The 18,864-nt window shown below is 72.0% G+C and carries 18 protein-coding genes; 8 read left to right on the top strand and 10 right to left on the bottom strand.

Annotation, left to right across the window (positions count from 1 at the left end; all coding sequences use genetic code 11):
- Positions 1 to 86: 86 nt before the first annotated feature.
- Both CP984_RS20285 and CP984_RS20280 read right to left on the bottom strand, forming a co-directional pair.
- Entirely contained in the window at positions 87 to 494 is a 408-nt protein-coding gene (locus CP984_RS20285) for a hypothetical protein (RefSeq protein WP_063604306.1), read from the bottom strand.
- A complete protein-coding gene (locus tag CP984_RS20280) occupies positions 484 to 1,260 on the bottom strand; it encodes a cobalt-precorrin-6A reductase (RefSeq protein WP_003980404.1) in 777 nt (258 codons plus the stop codon). The genes CP984_RS20285 and CP984_RS20280 overlap by 11 nt, the downstream gene beginning before the upstream one ends.
- 17 nt (positions 1,261 to 1,277) lie before the next feature.
- Between CP984_RS20280 and CP984_RS20275 the strand changes: the two genes are divergently transcribed.
- Positions 1,278 to 2,504 (top strand): cobalt-precorrin-5B (C(1))-methyltransferase, encoded by a 1,227-nt coding sequence (locus CP984_RS20275; RefSeq protein WP_003980403.1) that lies wholly within the window; start codon positions 1,278 to 1,280, stop codon positions 2,502 to 2,504.
- Here the strand turns inward: CP984_RS20275 and CP984_RS20270 are convergent.
- The 3 genes from CP984_RS20270 to CP984_RS20260 are packed head-to-tail and all read right to left on the bottom strand — an operon-like array spanning position 2,501 to position 5,293.
- A complete protein-coding gene (locus tag CP984_RS20270; RefSeq protein ID WP_078575330.1) occupies positions 2,501 to 3,142 on the bottom strand; it encodes a cysteine hydrolase family protein in 642 nt (213 codons plus the stop codon). The two genes, CP984_RS20275 and CP984_RS20270, sit on opposite strands and share 4 nt — an antisense overlap.
- A 40-nt stretch (positions 3,143 to 3,182) precedes the next feature.
- Positions 3,183 to 3,962, bottom strand: coding sequence for a precorrin-4 C(11)-methyltransferase (gene cobM / locus CP984_RS20265; RefSeq protein ID WP_003980401.1), 780 nt, complete (start codon positions 3,960 to 3,962; stop codon positions 3,183 to 3,185).
- Positions 3,959 to 5,293 (bottom strand): bifunctional cobalt-precorrin-7 (C(5))-methyltransferase/cobalt-precorrin-6B (C(15))-methyltransferase, encoded by a 1,335-nt coding sequence (locus CP984_RS20260; protein ID WP_003980400.1) that lies wholly within the window; start codon positions 5,291 to 5,293, stop codon positions 3,959 to 3,961. Before CP984_RS20260 ends, cobM begins: the two co-directional genes overlap by 4 nt.
- A 340-nt stretch (positions 5,294 to 5,633) precedes the next feature.
- Between CP984_RS20260 and CP984_RS20255 the strand changes: the two genes are divergently transcribed.
- Both CP984_RS20255 and CP984_RS20250 read left to right on the top strand, forming a co-directional pair.
- Positions 5,634 to 5,867 (top strand): hypothetical protein, encoded by a 234-nt coding sequence (locus tag CP984_RS20255; RefSeq protein WP_003980399.1) that lies wholly within the window; start codon positions 5,634 to 5,636, stop codon positions 5,865 to 5,867.
- 192 nt (positions 5,868 to 6,059) lie between these two features.
- Complete coding sequence (locus CP984_RS20250) at positions 6,060 to 7,187, top strand: cation diffusion facilitator family transporter (protein WP_003980398.1); 1,128 nt, start codon at positions 6,060 to 6,062, stop codon at positions 7,185 to 7,187.
- Between the two features lie 50 nt (positions 7,188 to 7,237).
- Here the strand turns inward: CP984_RS20250 and CP984_RS20245 are convergent, their stop codons facing one another.
- Positions 7,238 to 8,179: an NADP-dependent oxidoreductase gene (locus CP984_RS20245; RefSeq protein ID WP_030180821.1), complete on the bottom strand. Its 942-nt coding sequence runs from the start codon at positions 8,177 to 8,179 to the stop codon at positions 7,238 to 7,240.
- Positions 8,180 to 8,473: 294 nt separating this feature from the next.
- On the opposite strand from CP984_RS20245, the gene ligD reads away from it, so the two are divergent.
- Together ligD and CP984_RS20235 are read left to right on the top strand one after the other, a co-directional pair.
- Positions 8,474 to 9,409 carry a non-homologous end-joining DNA ligase gene (ligD, locus tag CP984_RS20240; RefSeq protein WP_003980396.1) on the top strand — a complete coding sequence of 312 codons (936 nt, stop codon included), beginning with the start codon at positions 8,474 to 8,476 and terminating at the stop codon, positions 9,407 to 9,409.
- 80 nt (positions 9,410 to 9,489) lie between these two features.
- Positions 9,490 to 10,647 carry an ABC transporter ATP-binding protein gene (locus CP984_RS20235; RefSeq protein WP_003980395.1) on the top strand — a complete coding sequence of 386 codons (1,158 nt, stop codon included), beginning with the start codon at positions 9,490 to 9,492 and terminating at the stop codon, positions 10,645 to 10,647.
- Positions 10,648 to 10,661: 14 nt separating this feature from the next.
- Here the strand turns inward: CP984_RS20235 and CP984_RS20230 are convergent, their stop codons facing one another.
- From CP984_RS20230 to CP984_RS20215, 4 genes are all read right to left on the bottom strand, one after another.
- Positions 10,662 to 11,654: an ABC transporter substrate-binding protein gene (locus CP984_RS20230; RefSeq protein ID WP_043977651.1), complete on the bottom strand. Its 993-nt coding sequence runs from the start codon at positions 11,652 to 11,654 to the stop codon at positions 10,662 to 10,664.
- A gap of 65 nt (positions 11,655 to 11,719) precedes the next feature.
- Entirely contained in the window at positions 11,720 to 12,430 is a 711-nt protein-coding gene (locus tag CP984_RS20225) for an ABC transporter permease (protein WP_003980393.1), read from the bottom strand.
- Positions 12,431 to 12,472: 42 nt separating this feature from the next.
- Positions 12,473 to 13,144, bottom strand: a complete 672-nt coding sequence (locus CP984_RS20220) for an ABC transporter permease (RefSeq protein ID WP_003980392.1) — start codon at positions 13,142 to 13,144, stop codon at positions 12,473 to 12,475.
- Positions 13,145 to 13,214: 70 nt separating this feature from the next.
- The gene (locus CP984_RS20215) at positions 13,215 to 14,501 is read right to left on the bottom strand and encodes an alpha/beta hydrolase (RefSeq protein ID WP_003980391.1); all 1,287 of its coding nucleotides are present in this window, start codon (positions 14,499 to 14,501) and stop codon (positions 13,215 to 13,217) included.
- Between the two features lie 409 nt (positions 14,502 to 14,910).
- Between CP984_RS20215 and CP984_RS20210 the strand changes: the two genes are divergently transcribed.
- From CP984_RS20210 to CP984_RS20200, 3 genes are all read left to right on the top strand, one after another.
- A complete protein-coding gene (locus tag CP984_RS20210) occupies positions 14,911 to 16,380 on the top strand; it encodes a vWA domain-containing protein (RefSeq protein WP_003980390.1) in 1,470 nt (489 codons plus the stop codon).
- 253 nt (positions 16,381 to 16,633) lie between these two features.
- A complete protein-coding gene (locus tag CP984_RS20205; RefSeq protein WP_003980389.1) occupies positions 16,634 to 17,134 on the top strand; it encodes a S1 RNA-binding domain-containing protein in 501 nt (166 codons plus the stop codon).
- A 163-nt stretch (positions 17,135 to 17,297) separates the two neighbouring features.
- Positions 17,298 to 18,827, top strand: a complete 1,530-nt coding sequence (locus CP984_RS20200; protein WP_003980388.1) for an MFS transporter — start codon at positions 17,298 to 17,300, stop codon at positions 18,825 to 18,827.
- Positions 18,828 to 18,864: the final 37 nt, after the last annotated feature.

Here is an 18,864-nt window from a genome sequence, read left to right as displayed (position 1 = left end):
CTCCAAAGCCGCCCCAGCCCCCGGACGACACCACCCGCCGAGAGGCCCTGGCGGCACGCGTCCGGGAAGCCAACCGTTGGAGCGCGTCATGGCCCCGGTGAAACGCGCTTCGCGCGCTGTGGTGCGGCCGGCGGAACGTCCAACGCCACCTCGTACGAGTACTCCTCCCCGCCCCGCAAGAACGTGACGCGGACCGCGACGCTCCGCGCGCCCTCCGGCAGGGCCGGTTGCGCCGTAAGCGTGCCGTCCGTGTGTGAGCCGTCGTCGCTGGTGCCGTACGCCCCGCCCCGGTCGCTGTACTCATTGCCGAGGTCGTCCTCGGCTTCGAGGACCGGCAGAACGGTCCCGCCTTCGGCGTCGTCCGGCAGTGGCGGGGTGATCGTGTAGCCGATGCGGAACGAGTCGTCCTGACGTGTCACGCCGCGCAGCGCGAGTTCGTGACGTCCCCCAAGGACGCGGACCGTGACGGTGACAGGGCGGGGCTTACGGCTCATGGCGGCCCCGTACCCACCCCACCGCTTCCTCCACCGTCCCCACGACCGGTACACCGGGCGGGACAGCCGGCCGCTGTACGACCACCACCGGCACCCCCGCCTTCCGCGCCGCCCGCAGCTTCGGGGCCGTGGCCGCGGCGCCGCTGTCCTTCGTCACCAGGACGTCGATGCGGTGCTCCTGAAGGAGCGCGCGTTCGCCTTCGAGGGTGAAGGGGCCCCGGTCCAGGAGGACCTCCATCCGAGGTGGGAACGGGGGCTCCGGGGCGTCCACGGAGCGGACCAGGAACCACTGGTCGGTGAGGTGGGCGAAGGTGGCGAGGCCCATGCGGCCGGTGGTGAGGAAGATGCGGTGGCCGAGGTCGGGGAGGGCCGCCGCGGCCTCGGTCAGGGAGGCCACCGGGTGCCAGGTGTCGCCCGGCTCCGGGACCCAGCCGGGCCTGCGGAGGGCGAGCAGGGGAACATGGGCGGTGGCGGCGGCCTGCGCCGCGTTGAAACTGATCGTGCCGGCGAAGGGATGGGTGGCGTCGATGAGCGCGTCCACCGCGTGCTCGCGCAGCCAGTGTGCGAGGCCGTCCGGGCCTCCGAATCCGCCGATGCGGACCTCTCCGGCCGGCAGCCGGGGCGCGGCCACCCGGCCCGCCAGGGATGTGGTGACGCGCAGGCCGGGGAGCCGGTCCGCCAGGTCGGCGGCCAGGGCGCGGGCCTCGGTCGTACCGCCGAGGATCAGGACGTGCGGGCGGCGTACGGAGCCGGCGGGGGCGCTCATGGCGGGCGGGTTTCTCCATGGGTGAGGCGCGTACGGGTACGGGTGCGGAGTCGAACGGTACGGGAGGCCGCGCCGCTGAGCCCACGACCGGTACCGGCACCGGTACCGGCAGCGCCACCGGCGGCCGTACCGCGCAGCTCGCGCACACCGGGCTGCGGCACGGCTGGACGACCGGCGCCTGTGCCACCGCGGCGACCACGGCGGCGTACACAGCCCTGTTGACCGGCGATTTCCCGGATCCGGTGACGATCACCCTGCCCAAGGGGCAGACGCCCGCGTTCGCGCTGGCCGCGGAGGAGATGGCCGGGGACCGCGCCGTGGCCATGGCAGCCGTCGTGAAGGACGCGGGGGACGATCCGGATGTGACGCACGGGGCTCTGATTCGGGCCACCGTGCGCCGCCTTCCGGCGGGGAGCGGGGTGGTGTTCAAGGCCGGGCCCGGCGTCGGCACGGTGACCCGTCCCGGGCTGCCGCTCGATGTCGGCGAGCCGGCCGTGAACCCCGTCCCCCGGCAGATGATGCGTGATCATGTCGCCGAGGTCGCGGCGCGGTACGGGGGCAGCGGGGACGTCGAGATCGAGCTGTCGGTCGATCACGGTGAGGAGATCGCGCGCAGTACGTGGAATCCGCGGCTGGGGATTCTGGGCGGGCTGTCGATCCTGGGGACGACGGGGATCGTCGTCCCGTACTCGTGCTCGGCGTGGATCGACTCGATCCGGCGCGGCGTGGACGTGGCGCGCGCGGCGGGCCGTACGCACGTGGCCGGGTGCACCGGCTCGACCTCGGAGAAGGTCGTGGTGGCCGAGCACGGCCTGCCCGAGGACGCGCTGCTGGACATGGGGGACTTCGCGGGCGCGGTGCTGAAGTACGTACGGCGGCACCCGGTGCCCCGGCTGACGGTCTGCGGCGGCTTCGCGAAGCTGTCGAAGCTGGCGGCGGGCCACCTCGATTTGCATTCGGCGCGTTCGCAGGTGGACAAGGGATTCCTCGCGGAGCTGGCCCGGCAGGGCGGCGCTGACGAGGCGCTGGCGGGCGAGGTGGCGACGGCCAACACGGGGCTGGCCGCCCTCCAGCTGTGCGCGGCGCGCGGCGTGCCGCTCGGCGACCTGGTGGCCGCGACCGCCCGCGACGAGGCCCTGGCGGTCCTGCGCGGGGCCCCGGTCGCGGTGGACGTGATCTGCATCGACCGGGCGGGGAACGTGGTGGGACGGGCCGCTCCGCGCGGGCCCCGGGACGCCTCCTAGGCCGGGCCCGACACCCCTTCGAACGGCACGTCCTTCGCATACGCGACGATCTCCACCTCATCGCCCAGCGCCCATTCCGCCACCCGCGAGGCCATCGCGGCCGGGACGCCGTCGGTCTCGCCGGGCGCGGGCGGCACGTCGTACGTACCGTGCGCGTCGTGCGGCAGGACGACGCGGTACTCCCGTTCCAGGGCGGTGCGCGCGGTCGCCAGTACGCACATCTCGGACATCACGCCGCAGACGACGAGGGACCGCACCCCGGCCCCGGTGAGCAGGTCGCCCAGCGGGGTCTCATGGAAGCCGTCGTCCTCCGTCTTGCGGATCACGACCTCGCGGGGGCCGGGGATGACCGGCAGGTGCAGCTCCCAGCCCTTGGTGCCCGGTTCGTCGGACGTGCCGGGCGCGCCGTCGTTCTGGAGATGGACGATCAAGGCGCCGGCGGCCCGGGCGCGGCCGACCAGGTCCTCAAGGCGCTCCTGGACGGCCGCCGCGTGCGGTACCGCCTCCTCGCCCTCGAAGAAGGCCGACTGGACGTCGACGACGATCAAGGCCTCGGCGGGCCGTACACCGCTCCCGCTCTCCACGGACCGCACACCGCTCTCGCTCACGCTCACCCCAGGACGCACGCTGTCGCTCATCCGGCCGATCCTGCTGCCCCGGCCGCCCCCGATCAACCCGTTATCCGGCCTGCTCGGCCCCGCCGGTTCCCGCCGCGCATCCCCGCTCCCGCTCCGTCGAGTACAGGTGGCTGTCCCGGAACTGCGAGGCGCCCAGCGTGCGGCCGACCATGATGACCGCCGTACGGACCACGCCCGCCGCCTTCACCTGGTCCGCGATGTCGGACAGCGTGCCGCGCAGCACCAGTTCGTCGGGGCGCGAGGCCATCGCGACTACCGCGGCGGGGCAGTCGGCGCCGTAGTGCGGGAGGAGTTCGGCGACGACCCGGTCCACGTAGCGGGCGGCGAGATGCAGGACCAGGAGGGCGCGGCTGCGGCCCAGCGTGGCCAGGTCCTCGCCCTCGGGCATCGGGGTGGCCTGCTGGGCGATGCGGGTCAGGACGACGGTCTGGCCGACGGTGGGGACGGTCAGTTCGCGCTTGAGGGCGGCCGCCGCGGCGGCGAACGCCGGGACGCCGGGGACGACCTCGTACGGCACGCCCGCCGCGTCCAGGCGGCGCATCTGCTCGGCGACGGCGCTGAAGACGGACGGGTCGCCGGAGTGCAGCCGGGCCACGTCCTTGCCCTCCTCGTGGGCGCGCACCAGTTCCGCGGTGATCTGGTCGAGGTTCAGGTCGGCGGTGTCGATCAGGCGCGCGCCGGGCGGGCACTCGTCGAGCAGTTCGCGCGGCACCAGGCTGCCCGCGTACAGGCACACCTCGCAGCGCGCGAGCGTACGGGCGCCGCGCAGCGTGATCAGGTCGGCGGCGCCCGGTCCGGCGCCGATGAAGTGGACGGTCACTGTGCGTCTCCTGGGGCTGAGGGGGTGGGGGGAGGGCCAGAGGGGGCGTCGGTCTTCGTCACCGACCACTGCGTCACCGGCATCGCCTGCCGCCACCCGGTGAAGCCGCCCACCGGTACGGCGTGCGCCACCGCGAGCCGTACGAGGTCGCCGCCGTGCCGCCGGTACCAGTCGGCGAGCAGCGCCTCGGACTCCAGCGTCACCGTGTTGGCGACCAGCCGGCCGCCGGGCGGCAGCGCCGCCCAGCACGCCTCCAGGAGGCCGGGCGCGGTCAGACCGCCGCCGATGAACACGGCATCGGGCGTCGGGAGCCCGGCGAGTGCTTGGGGCGCAGGGCCGGTGACCACACGCAGGGCCGGTACGCCGAGCGCGTCCGCGTTGCGGGCGATCCGTTCGGCCCGTACGGCGTCCCGCTCGACGGCGACGGCGCGGCAGGTGCGGTGCGTCCGCATCCACTCGATGCCGATGGAGCCGGAGCCGCCGCCGACGTCCCACAGCAGTTCGCCGGGCGCGGGGGCCAGCGCGGCGAGCGTGGCGGCGCGGATATGGCGCTTGGTCAGCTGGCCGTCGTGCTCGTACGCGTCGTCCGGCAGCCCGGGGGCGGCGGCGAGCCGGAGGGCGCCGGGGGCACGGACACAGTCCAGGGCGATGACGTTGAGCGGGTCGGTCGGGTCGGAGGCGGCCGGCGGCCAGCCCTCCGCCGTGCCCTCGTACTGCCGCTCGCGCGGGCCGCCGAGCTGTTCCAGTACGCGCATGCGGGTCGGCCCGAAACCGCGCTCACACAGCAGGCCGGCGACCTGCGCGGGCGTTTCGGCACCGGCGGAGAGGACGAGCAGGCGGCGGCCGTCGTGCAGGGCGGCAGTCAGCCCGGCGAGGGGGCGGCCCACGAGGGTGACGACCTCCGTGTCCTCGACGGGCCAGCCGAGGCGGGCGCACGCGTACGAGACGGAGGACGGGTGCGGCAGCACGCGCGGCGGCGCGGCGCCCGCCTCGCCGAGCACCTCGGCCAGCGTCCGCCCGATGCCGTGGAACATCGGATCGCCACTGGCCAGGACGCACACCTCACGCCCGGCGTGCGCGGCCAGCAGCCCCGGCACGGCGGGCCGCAGCGGCGACGGCCACGGGACACGCTCGCCCGCGCACTCGGCGGGCAGCAGAGCGAGCTGCCGCGCACCGCCGATGAGCGTCCCGGCGCCGCGCAGCGCCTCCTGGGAGGCCGCGGGCAGCCCCTCCCACCCGTCGGCACCGATGCCGACGACGGTGACGCGGCCGGCGGCGGGGACCGGATCCGGTGTGTGCGGCGCGGGCGCTGCGGGCGGGGCGGGGCTCACTGCCGGTTACCTCGGGGCTTCGTTCGTACGGGAGTCGGAAGGGGGTCGGACGGGCCGCGGGGCGGCGGCACCGCGGGGTGGTACGGGATGGCACGGCCGGTCCGCCGGACGCGGTTGTCAACCCGGCGCGGACCATCCGGACGGGGCGTTTCAAGGGTAAGAGGCGGTCCCCGGCGGCTTCGCGGGCGGCCCCGTACACCCGGTTGCGCGGGTATCGCCACAAGCTCTCCCGAATTCGTTTCGTGGCCGCATAATTGGCTACTCCTAGTAATCGTGGTTTCACCGAGCGACGCTCTTCGGTGGAAGCACGGCACGGGCACCGAGGGAAGGCGCTGGGATCATGGACACAGTCGAACGCACGACGGCGGACGAGACGGTCACGGACGCGGAAGCCGCACGGGACGAACTACGGGACGCACTGGCCGAAGTGGGCATCACCCTGCCGTCCCTGGGACTGGACGCCCCATCACTGGCCTCCGACGCCCCCCGGCCCCTGGTCGAACTGGGCCGCTGCGCACCCGAGGTGGCCCGCCGGATCGCGGCCGCGCTGCGGTGTACGGGCCGGGATCGGTGACGTTCGGGCGGGCGGTCCGGGGGACTGGTCGGGCCGCCGCACGATACCCCGAGGGCACCGCTCTGACCTGCGCGAATACGCCGTCCGACGGTAATGACAACGGTCACCGGTGCAGCCTTTGGATCTAGCGGCGAAGTGCGGTTTGCTTCCTTGCGCACGTCCTTTCGGACGCCCCAGGGAAGGAGCGCGCCCATGACCGAGCACGCCCACGCCGACGCCACCACTTCCGGACACCCGCCGCCCACCGCGCACGGTCCCGCCCCTGCCCACTCGGACGGCCGGAACGATTCACACGGACACGACCACTCCCATGGACACGGCCACTCCCATGGGCCGGGGGGCCACTCCCACGCGCTGTCCCCTGACGCCGACCGCCGCTGGCTGCGGGCCGCGCTGGCGCTGATCACCGCGTTCATGGCCGTGGAGGTGGTGATCGGCTTTCTGGCGCGCTCCCTGGCGCTGATCTCCGACGCGGCCCACATGCTCACCGACGCGGCCTCGATCGTGCTCGCCCTCGTCGCGATGCGGCTGGCCGCCCGGCCCGCGCGCGGCGGCTACACCTACGGACTCAAGCGCGCGGAGATCCTGTCCGCGCAGGCCAACGGCATCACGCTGCTGGTGCTGTCCCTCTGGCTCGGGTACGAGGCCGTCACCCGCCTCGTGGAGCCGCCCGAGGTCACCGGCGGCCTGGTCGTGATCACCGCGCTCGCCGGGATCGTCGTCAACGTGGTGGCCGCCTGGTGCATCTCCAAGGCCAACCGCAGCAGCCTGAACGTCGAGGGCGCCTACCAGCACATCCTGACCGACCTGTTCGGCTTCATCGCCACCGCCGTGGCCGGCGCGGTGGTGCTGTTCACCGGCTTCGCGCGGGCCGACGCCATCGCCTCGCTCGTCGTGGTGGTGCTGATGCTGCGGGCGGGCACCGGTCTCGTACGCGAGTCCGGCCGGATCTTCATGGAGGCCGCGCCGAACGGCGTGGACCCGGACGCGCTGGGCGATCACCTCGTCGAGGCGGACCAGGTGGTGGAGGTCCACGACCTGCACATCTGGGAGATCACGTCCGGCGAGCCGGCCCTGTCCGCGCACATCCTGGTGGCCCCGGGCGGCGACTGCCACGCCGTACGCCGAAATCTGCACGACCTGCTGAGCCGGAAGTACGGCATCACCCACGCCACCCTCCAGGTCGACCACGTGGGCGAGCAGCCGCTGCCCGGCGAGGTGCTGCACATAGCGGCCGGGCCGGACGACGCGGCGCTCGCCGCTCCGCACTGCGAGGACACGCACGGGCCGGTCCACCGGTCGGGGCCGCACGATCACTGAGGGCGCCAGGCCCCCGCGGCCCGGCGCCCCACAGAAGCCGATGACGGTCGTCAGAAGCTGATGACCGTCTTCCCCTGGGTGTGTCCCGTACGGCTGCCCTCCAGCGCCTCCGGCGCGTCCTCCAGCGGGACCTCATCGCTGATGATCACCGTCAGCCGTCCCGCGTCCAGCTGTCCGGCCAGGATCTCCAGCAGCTGCGGCGAGGGCCGGTTGTGGAAGTTGAAGCCGCGCAGGTTGTGCTCGGTCAGCACGTCGGCGTCGGCGGCCCCGACGGTGGAGACGGCCGTACCGCCGTCCCGTACGGTCCGGGTCATCTCGCCGAACGCGACCGGACCGCCGACCAGGTCGAGCAGCACGTCCACGCCGTCCGGATGGGCCGCCAGCACCTGGTCGGCCACCGGGCCCACCGTGTGGTCCACCGTCTCGGCCGCTCCCAGGCTGGTCAGCAGGTCGGCCAGGCCCTGCCGGGCGGTGGCGATCACCTCGGCGCCGCGGCCGGCCGCGAGCTGGGTGGCGAAGACGCCGACGCCGCCGGTCCCGCCGACGATCAGCACGCGCTTGCCTTCGCCGATCCGGGTCTCCTCCACGAGGTTGTAGGCGGTCGTACCGGCGGTGGGTACGGCGGCGGAGGTCGCGTACGTGACGGCGCGCGCCGCGCCCGCCACCGCCCGCTCGTCGGCCACCGCGAACTCCGCGTACGAACCGCCGCCCCGCTCCGGCCGCTGGAACTGCCCGAACACCGCGTCCCCCACCGACAGGCGGCGCACGCCGGTGCCGACGGCGACCACCTCGCCCGCGCCGTCCGAGCCCAGCACGAGCGGGAAGGAGTGCCGCACGGTGTCCTTGAGGAGACCGTCGGCGATCTTCCAGTCGATGGGGTTGACCCCGGCGGCGGACAGCCGCACCAGGACCTCGCCCGGGCCGGGCTCCGGCTCCGGCAGCTCCATGAGCTGAGGCTGTTCGCCGAATGCGGTGACTGCTACGGCCCTCATCGTCGCGTTCCCTTCCGCCCGTGTGCGCCCGTGTCCGTCCGTGCGATCCACCCTCCCGACCGATGGCAGGGCACGGGCCGCCGTCAACATGGCGCCTGTCGTGGCCCGCCTTCGGGTGAAACGACGCCAAGAGACGACAGCCCTGAGGATCGTAAGCACGTGAAGCGGGCGTATCGGGCAGGACAAGGCCGGTGCGCCGGAAGCAACTCGTACGGACCCCTGCCGAAACGGCGCCGGCCGGCCCCCGACCACCCCGCGTTTGCCGCGCGCCCCCGCCGGTTACCCGTCCCCGATATGAGCGGCAAGAGCGGCGGCGCGGACGACACACGCACCATCAAGGCGGGGCGGCGCACGGTCACGGTCAGCCGGCCCGGCAAGGTCCTCTTCCCGGACGACGGGATCACCAAGGGCGACCTGGCCGACCACTACAAGGCGGTCGCCCGGCGTGCGGTCCCCCATCTGCGCGACCGTCCGCTGATGATGGAACGGCACCCCGACGGCATCGGCGGCAAGCCCCTGATGCAGAAGAACGCGCCCGATTACTTTCCCGAATGGGTACGGCGTTCCGAGCAGTCCAAGGAGGGCGGCACGGTCACCCACGTCGTGTGCGACGACCCGGCGACCCTCGTCTACCTCGCCGACCAGGCCAGCGTCACCGTCCACCGCTGGCTCTCCCGCGAACACCGGCCCGACCACCCCGACCTGCTGATCTTCGACCTCGACCCGGCCGAGGGCGCGGACTTCGAGGACGTACGGTGGGCCGCCCACCGCGTCTGCGAGCTGTGGGACGAGCTGAAACTGCCCGCCCGCCTGATGACGACCGGCTCGCGCGGCCTGCACGTCATCGCCCCGCTGGACGCCGGCTCCGACTTCGACTCCGTACGCGACTTCGCCCATCTCGCCGCCGGACTCCTCGCCCGGCGCCACCCGGACCGGCTCACCACCGAACAGCGCAAGGCCGAGCGCAAGGGCCGCGTCTACCTGGACGTCCAGCGCAACGCGTACGCGCAGACGGCGGTGGCGCCCTATTCCGTACGGGCGAAGCCGGGCGCGCCGGTGGCCACCCCGATCACCCGCGACGAACTGGACGACCCGGACCTGACGGCCCAGCGGTGGACCGTGGCCACCATCCCCGACCGCCTTTCCGCATCCGACCCGTGGTCGGGGCTGTCGTGGCGCGGGCGGTCGGTACGGGCCGCGCGGGAGCGGCTGGAGGACCTCAAGGAGTAGCGGCGGGAGACCGGCCCCGTAGGTGGGTCCGTTTGCGCGCATAAGGCGACCGGTCCGGGACCGCGGGCTTCAATGGCCCCATGATCCGGTTCGAGTCCGTCACCAAGCGCTACCCGGACGGCACCACCGCCGTGGACGACCTCTCCTTCGAGGTGGCCGAGGGCGAGCTGGTGACGCTGGTCGGGCCGTCCGGCTGCGGCAAGACGACCACCATGAAGATGGTCAACCGGCTCATCGATCCGACCAGCGGCCGGATCTTCGTCGAGGGCCGGGACATCGCGACGACCGACCCCGTACGCCTGCGCCGCCGCATCGGCTACGTCATCCAGCAGACCGGCCTCTTCCCGCACCGCACCGTCCTGGACAACACCGCCACCGTTCCCCACCTGCTCGGCCGCCCGCGCAAGCAGTCCAGGGACCGCGCCGCCGAACTCCTGGAACGGGTCGGTCTGGACCCCGCCGTCCACGGGCCGCGCTATCCGGAGCAGCTGTCCGGCGGCGAGCGGCAGCGCGTCGGCGTGGCCCGCGCACTGGCCGCCGATCCGCCCGTCCTGCTGATGGACGAGCCGTTCGGCGCGGTGGACCCGGTCGTCCGCGACCGGCTCCAGAAGGAGTTCCTGCGGCTCCAGGCGACCCTGCACAAGACGGTGCTGCTGGTCACCCACGACATCGAGGAGGCGATCCGGCTGGGCGACCGGATCGCGGTCTACGGGCAGGGCCGGATCGAGCAGTACGACACGCCGGCGAGCGTGCTGGGCGCGCCCGCCTCCCCGTATGTGGCCGAGTTCGTCGGCAGCGACCGGGCGCTGAAGCAGCTCGTGGTCACCGGCATCGACCCCGGCGACCTGGAACACCCGCCCTTCGCCCGCCTCGGCGAACCGGCCGACCAGGCGGCGGACCGGCTGCGCGCCGAGGGCGCGCGCTGGGCCGTCGTCCTGGACGAGGAGGGCGGGCTGCACGGGTGGGTGGGTACGGAGGAGATGACCGGCGCGCGGGGGAACGTTGCGGCGCACGCGCGCCGGATGGAGGCGTGGGTACCGGTGAGCGGCTCCCTCAAGGACGCCTTCAGCGAGATGCTCAAGTACGACGCGGGCTGGATCGCCGTGGTGGACGGCACCCGCTTCCTGGGCGTCCTGACCCCCGCCAAGCTGCACGAGGCACTGCGACGCACGATCGGGGCGGACGAGCAGGGGGTGCCGCGGGAGGAGACGCGGGTGGATTCGGTGCCTACGGATTGAGGGGGGGATGGGGGCTACAGAAGCTGCTTCTTGCGCAGGTAGTCCCGTGCCACGTCCTCCGGGAGCCGCCGCCAGCTGTCCACCCGCTGGTTGAGGTCGGCCAGGTCCTGCGTCGTCAGTACGGAGTTGAGCTTGCCCAGCGCGGCGGCGACCCGCTCGCTGCCCGCGCGGGCCCGGTTGACCACCGGAACGACGTAGTCCGCGTTCTGGAGCTTCTTGTCGTCCTCCAGGAAGACCAGCCCGAACTGCTCGACCGTCGCGTCCGTGCTGGTCGTCAGCACCATCTGGTCCTGCCCGTTCTGTACGGCCTGCTTGGCGGGCGTGGTGCCCACCCCCTTCGGGTCGACGGCCGTGATGTCGATCCCGTACGTACGCTCCAGGCCGGGCGCGCAGAACGGCCGCTGTACACACTCGTCACCCGCCGCCAGCCGTACCGGCAGCTTGGCGCGCCCCAGGTCGCTGAGGGTCTTCAGGCGGTGCTGCTTCGCGTACGAGGCGGCCACGGCGAACGCGTTCTGGTCGACGGCCCGGCCCGGCGGCAGCACCGTCAGGCCGCGGGGTGTGGCCAGACTCCGCAGCACCTTCATGGTCGTGCCGAGGTCCGGCGAGGCGACCGGGTCGGCGTCCGCACCCTTGGTCTTGGCGTTCAGCCAGTCGGCGAAGGTCGCCGCGTACTCCGGTACGACGTCGATCTGGCCGCTCTCCAGGGACGGTTCGTACAGCTCCCGGTTCCCGACGGTCAGGATGTTGGCCTCGTACCCGGCGTTGCGGAGCAGCACCGCGTACATCTGGGCCAGCAGCTCGCTCTCGGTGAAGCCGGCCGAGCCGATGGACAGGTGACGGCTGTCGCCGGGCGCGGCGGTGACCTGGCCGCGGTTCTCCAGGGAGGGGCCGGTGGCACAGCCGGTGAGGAGGAGGGCGGTGAGTCCGGCACTGGTCGCGAGGCGGGCGCGGGTTGTGAGTCCGGCGCGGACCGCGAGGCGGGCGCGGGCCGTGGGGCGGGCGATCCGGCGCGTACGCCGGGGTGCGGTGTTCCGTTGCCGGGGTGCGGTGTTCCGTTGCCGCCGCCCGCTCACCGAGCCCGCCCCCGACCGGCCTTCCGCCCCTGCCCGGGCGCCTGCCCCCGCACCCACGCCGGACCCAGCCGCTGGGCGGCCTCGAACACCGCCTCCATCAGCAGCGCGAACACCGCCACGATCACCGCCCCCGCGACCACCTGCGGTGTGCTCGCCAGATTGAACCCCGCGGTGATGATCCGGCCGAGCCCGCCCCCGCCGACCAGCGCGGCCAGCGTCGCCGTCGCGACCAGCTGCACCGCCGCGATCCGTACGCCCGTCAGCACCAGCGGCAGCGCCAGCGGCACCTCGACCCGCCACACCAGCTGCCCGCCGGACATCCCCATCCCGCGCGCCGCCTCCACCACGCTCCGGTCCACCCCGCGCATCCCGACGTACGCATTGGTCAGCAGCGGCGGTAGCGCGAACAGCACCAGCGCGATGAACGTCGGCCAGTCCCCGTGCCGCCCGAGCGGCGTGAGCAGGAGCAGCACCAGCACGGCGAAGGTGGGCACGGCGCGGCCCACATTGGCGAGGTTGACGGCCAGCGCGCCGCCGCGGCCGAGGTGCCCGAGGGTGACGGCGACGGGCAGCGCGATCAGGCACGAGGCGAGCAGGCAGCCGACAGTCAGCAGCAGATGTTCCGTGAACCGGTGCCAGACCCCGTTCTCACCGGCCCAGTGCGCACCCGTACTCAGCCAGGCCCAGACGTCCCCGAGCGTGCTCATACGGCGTCCCCGCGCGCGCTCATCCGACGTCCCCGACCGTACTCATACGCGCCGCCACGGCGTCAGCAGCCGCTCCAGGCCGAGCAGCAGCAGGTCGAAGGCGACGGCGATCACAACGCACAGGACGGACGCCGTCAGCACCTGCGCCTTGAAGTACGAGTTCATCCCCGCGTAGATCAGGTTGCCCAGCCCGCCGTGGCCGACGATCGCGCCGATCGTGGTCAGCGCGACGGCCGAGACGGTGGCGATACGCAGCCCGGCCATCGCGGCGGGCACCGCCAGCGGCAGTTCGACGGCGAGCAGCTGCCGCAGCGGCCCGTACCCCATGCCGCGGGCGGCCTCCTTCGCCTCCTCCGGTACGCCCGCCAGGCCCGCGAGGATGTTCCGTACGAGGAGGGTGAGCGAGTACAGCGCCAGCCCCACGATGACGAGCGTGGCCGACAGCCCGTACAGCGGCAGCAGCAGCGAGAACATCGCCAGCGACGGGATCGTGTAGAGCACGGTCGTCAGGCCCAGCACGGGCCCCACGGCCCACCGCCACCGGCGCGCGACCAGCGCCAGCGGCAGCGCGATCGCCAGGCCGAGCAGCACGGAGACCACGGTGAGGTGCAGGTGCTGGAGGACGGCGTCGAGGAGGATGTGGCGGCGGGTGGCGAGGTAGTCGCCGCAGATCCAGTCGTTGCGGGCCAGGCAGTCGTCCGGAGGGGCGGTCACGGTAGAAGTTCACCGCGGTGGGGAGTGGGTGTCGCGCGGGGTGGGCCGGATGGGGGAGGGGCGGACCGCCTTACCGGGCGGTCGGGGGCTCTCCGGCGGGCCGGGGTGCCGTACCCGATGGCGACGACGGCGACGGTGACGGCACGGCCCCCGGCCCCGGCCGCTTCGGCCGCGCGTGCGCCGACTCGACATCCTGCGGGAACGTCAGCTGCCGCCCCTGCCACTCCAGCGCCGGCGCCACCTCCCGCCGCCACGTCGAGAACTGGTGGCTGCCGCGCGGCAGGATGATCGAGTCGATCGTCATCGGGGGCTTCGCGGCCTGGATGAACCGCAGGGTGTCACCGTAGTTCGGCTCCCCCAGTCGGCTGCTGGCCACCAGCGCGGAAACCTGCGGCACGGGCCGGTTCCGCAGCCGCCACAGCAGGTCGTGCTCGCGCTCGCGCCGCGCTGCCGCGGCGCCGCTGCCGAACAGGCTTCCGGTCGTCAGGTCGTCCTTGACCGCGTAATCGCCGGACAGCGATACGGCAGACGTGTAGACGCCTGGGTTGCGCAGGGCCAGCAGTAGCGCACACGTACCGCCCGAGGAGTAGCCGAACGCGCCCCAGGCGCTGGGATCGTGGCCGACCCGGTACGCCGCCTTGACGGCCTCCGGCAGATCGCGCGTGAAGAACGACTCGGCCTGCGGCCCGCCCGGCACATCCACGCACTCGGTGTCGCGCGGCGGCGCGATCGTCGGCCGGACCATCACCAGGACGGTCGGCTGCATCCGGCCCTCCCCGATCAGCTCGCCCGCGGTCTGCGGGATGCGGAGGTGCTGGGCGAGGTTCATGATGCCGCCCGGGTAGCCGCTGATGACGACGGAGACGGGGAAGCGCTGGCGGCGGTACTGGGGCTGGAAGTACTGCGGCGGCAGGTAGACGAAAGCCGGGTTGACGACGCGGGTACGGTGCCCGACGATCCGTACGGACTCGACCTTGCCGACCTTCTCCGGCGCCCCCATCGGCAGCCCGTTCACCCGGTCCAGGCCCTGCGGCCCCGCGGGCTGGACCAGCCCGCCCCGCAGACTGCCGGCATCGGCGTACTGCGGACCGACCCCACCCTTGCCGACCGCCACCGGAGCGTCGTCGGTGTTGCCCAGCAGCTCGTCCCAGCTGCTGTAGAACGCGAAACTGGAGTTCACGGCGAGCGCGAGCGAACACAGCACGGCCGTCTGCGTGACGAGGATGGACCCGAGCCTGCCCAGTACGGCCGGTACCCCGCGCCGGGACAGCCGTGGCCACTGCCACACCGTCAGCACCACACAGGCCACGGCCAGCATGACCACCATGATTTCGAGCGACTGGCTGGTCAGCCCCATGTGCCCACATCTCCCGTCACCCGTACGAGGGTTGTTTGGTTCTCCCGGACCGCACCCAGGGTCAACGGACGGCCGGGGTTATGGTCACCGGGCGGGGAGCGAACGGGGCGCTGCGGGCCACTCGGGCCCGCCAATTCCCCGTCTTCGCTTCGCACATCCGACCGCCGCACATACGCTCTCCCCCACACGCCCCCACCACCACGCACCCACCGCACCCCCACCCGACCGACACCCCGTCCCCACACCACCCCGAATCACAAAACACCCAAACGGGGCGTGCCGCGAGACGCGCGGGGTCCCACGATGGGACCGGGCCGGACGGCTACCCTTACGTGTCCGGCCTGGTCAGGGACATGTCCGCGCTTCTCGGACATTCGCCGCACCGCACACACGCTAGAGAGGTTCGCCGATGGGCATTCGGAGTCTGCTGCGCAACGCTTTCGGTCGCTCCAAGGCGGCCCGCGAGGAATCGAACGAGGCGGCGAGCGGCACTCGGACGCCGGAAGCGGCCACGATCCCGGAGGCCCGCGAAGAGGCCACCCCGGAACCCGCCGCCCCCCGCGCCCCCGCCGTCCCCACCGCCCGCACCGCCCCCTCCCTCCCCACCCAGGCCAAGACCCCGGACGCCACCCCCAAGGACTCGGCATCCGACCTCGTCTCCCAGGCGTTCGACAATCCGAAGACGCCGGAGAGGGGGGAGGTTGAGCCGAAGGTTGAGCCGAAGGTCGAGTCTGAGGGTGCGGCCACGGGGGAGGCGGAGCCGGAGGTCGCAGCCAAGGCGGAGGCCGTAGTCGAGGCGGAGCCGGTGGCCGAGGCGGAGGCGGAGTCCCAGGTCGTAGCCAAGGGGGAGGCCAAGCCTGAGGTTGCAGCCAAGGCGGAAGCGGAGCCGGAGGCCGCAGCCAAGGTGGAGGCGGAGGCCGCAGCCGAGCCGAAGGTTGACACCAAGCCGAAGGTTGACGCCGAGCCGAAGGTTGACGTTAAGCCGGAACCTGCCGCCAAGGCCAAGACCGAACTCGCGCCGGAGCCGGAACCCGAGCCCGAAGCCAAGGCCGAGGCCGAGGCCGCGCCGACGGCGACCTCGCCCAAGCCGGAGACCGCTCCCCAGCCGGAAACCGCGCCGGAGCCCCCCACAACCCCCACCACCAGCTCCACCCCCACCTCCCCCACCCCCCTGGCCAAAATCGAGTCCCAGGCCCCCGGCCTCGTCAGCCTCTACAAGGCGGCCCGGGTCTCCCTCGAAAAGCAGGGGCTGGCCACTCAGCGCGCGGCCGTCTACCTCGTGCTCGACCGCTCCGGTTCGATGCGCAACTACTACAAGGACGGCACGGTCCAGCACCTCGCCGAACAGGCCCTCGGCCTGTCCGCCAACCTCGACGACGACGGCACCGTGCCGGTGGTCTTCTTCTCCACCGACGTCGACGGCACCGCCGAACTCGACCTCGCCTCCTACGAGGGCCGCATCGAGGAACTGCACGCGGGCCTCGGCCACATGGGCCGTACGAACTACCACTGGGCCATCAACGCCGTCATCGAGCACTACGAGAAGTCCGGCGCGACCGACCCCGCCTTCGTCATCTTCCAGACCGACGGCGCCCCCACCTCGAAGCCGGCCGCCGAGAAGGCCCTCTGCGAGGCCGCGAAGCTGCCCATCTTCTGGCAGTTCGTCGGCTTCGGCGACCCGGACGCCAAGGGCTTCGACTTCCTCCGCAAGCTGGACGAACTGGCCGTACCGGAAAAGCGCGTCATCGACAACGCGGGCTTCTTCCACGCCGGCCGCGACCCCCGCTCCCTCGCCGACGCGGACCTCTACCAACAGCTCATGACCGAGTTCCCCACCTGGCTGACCGAGGCCCGCAAGTCCGGCATCCTCCCCGACTGACGGCCACCCCCGCTCCCATCACCCCACATCTCCACCCACCGGCCGCGGCCGGGCCCGTCCGGCCCGCCGCGGCCGACGCGGTTTCGAGCACAGCCAATTGTTGAATTCTTCACCACGACACCGGGGCAGACACTTCTCCCCGGGCTCGGGCCCATTGTCAGTGCCATGTGTAAGAGTGTTACGGCATTGACCACACGGGGGTGGGGGGACAGCTGTGCCACTGAGAGACTGACGCAATCAAAAGAAATCAGTAATGCCAAAGCCCACGAATGCCGACGAGCCGATCCCAGATTCCATGACCCCCGGGAAGGTATGCAGGGGGCGAGTGCATTCCGTGACCGATTTCGGCGCGTTCATCGACCTTGACGGAGTCACAGGATTCGTGACGGTTCCCAACCTTACTTGGGACCGCATTGATCACCCGTCGCAAGCAGTCCAGACTGGAGAGGAAATCATAGTAGTTGTACTCGGTGTCGATCCAGATCGCCACCAACCCTACCTATCCATCAAAGATCTCCAGCCTGACCCTTTCATCGCCTTTGCACGGTCGAATCTCGACGCGATATTGACTGGCACCATCACCAAGATCGCACCGGTGGGCATCTTCGTTCGACTGGAAAGATCAATCATCGGATTTCTCCCCGCTTCCGAAGCCCCACGCGATCAAAACTTCGCAGTCAACGATGAAATGACAGTGAAGGTTACCAGCATTAGCATCACAGATCGGCAGGTCATACTTTCGCTGGACAGGTAGAGGTGCCCAAGCAGCCACCGTGAAGGACGAGCGAACAGGCACCTAGGGACTCGAACTTTCCAACGAGCGCAGGGTCGGTGCTGCGCCTACGCTGGACAGATGCTGCGGCTCCTCGCGTGGCGGGGTGACCGCTGACCGTTGACCACGGCGAAGGCAGGACCCCATGAGCCAGAGCCAGAGTCGGACGCAGGGGCGTGCGGAAGCTGCGGGGGAGCCGGATCCACGGCGGTGGTGGGGCCTCGTTGTTATCGCGTTGGCGCAGTTGATGGTTGTGCTGGACGCGACGATCGTGAATATCGCCCTGCCGTCCGCGCAGCGGGAGCTGCATATGTCGGACGCCAACCGGCAGTGGGTCATCACTGCGTACACGCTCGCGTTCGGTGGGTTGTTGTTGCTGGGTGGGCGGATTGCCGACCTGGTGGGGCGGAAGCGGGCTTTCGTCACCGGGCTGGTGGGGTTTGCGGTCGCTTCAGCACTGGGTGGTGCGGCCACCGGGCAGGGGATGCTGTTCGGGGCTCGGGCCCTGCAGGGTGCTTTCGGGGCTCTGCTGGCGCCGGCCGCGCTGTCGTTGCTGACGACGACGTTCACGGACGGGAAGGAACGGGGGAAGGCGTTCGGGATTTACGGCGCCATCGCGGGCGGTGGGTCGGCCATCGGGCTGATAGCGGGCGGGCTGCTGACCGAGTACCTGGACTGGCGGTGGTGCCTGTATGTGAATGTGCCGATCGCCCTCATAGCGATAGCCGGTGCGTGGGTGTTTCTGCACGACCGGCGGGGAAATGGTGGGGCGGCGCGGTTGGACGTGCTGGGCGTGGTCTTGGGGTGCGGTGGGCTGGTCGCCATTGTTTACGGGTGCAGCGAGGCGCAGCCGCGGGGGTGGAACGACGGGCTGGTGCTGGGGATGCTGGTGGGCGGGGCCGCGCTGCTGGTGGTTTTCGCGTGGTGGCAGAGCCGGGCCAGGTATCCGTTGCTGCCGCTGCACATCGTGCGGGACCGGAACCGTGCGGGCGCGTTTCTGACCATGGCGCTGGCGGTCATCGCCATGTTCGGGATGTTCTTGTTCATGACGTATTACCTCCAGGTGGTGCTGGGGTATTCGCCGGTGAAGACCGGCATGGCGTTTCTGCCGATCACCGCGGCCATCATCGTCGGATCGACGCAGATATCCGCCCGGCTGTTGCACCACATTCCGCCGCGGATGCTGATGGTGCCGGGTGCCGTACTGGCGGCGGCCGGGCTGGCCTGGCTGACGACGCTGACGGCCGAGCCCGCGTACGTATCGCATGTGCTGCCGTCGGAGATTCTGGTCGGGCTGGGGATGGGCCTGATCTTCATGCCGGTGATGGCGACGGCGACGGCCGGGGTGGCGCCGCAGGATTCGGGCGTCACGTCGGCGACCGTCAATACGGCTCAGCAGGTGGGCGGTTCCATCGGTACGGCGCTGCTGAACACGATCGCCACGTCGGCGAGCGCGACGTACATCGGAAGCCACCTGGCGAGCGCGGCGCGGGAAGCGGGCGGGCGCCTCACGCCCGCCGCGCGGGACGGGGTCGTGAAGGACGGCGTCGTGCACGGATTCACGGTGGCGATCGGCTGGGGTGCGGGGATCATGCTGCTGGCGGCGGTCGTCGCGGGCGTACTGGTGAACGGGAAGGCGCCGAAGCACGGGGAGGGTGCGGGCGCCCCGCAATAGAGGCGGCGGGGACCCCGTAAGGCCCGTTTTGCCGGTG

Source organism: Streptomyces rimosus (assembly GCF_008704655.1).
Lineage (GTDB): Bacteria > Actinomycetota > Actinomycetes > Streptomycetales > Streptomycetaceae > Streptomyces > Streptomyces rimosus.
The sequence above is the reverse complement of the archived record's forward strand: the minus strand, read 5'-3'. Positions and strand labels throughout refer to the sequence as shown.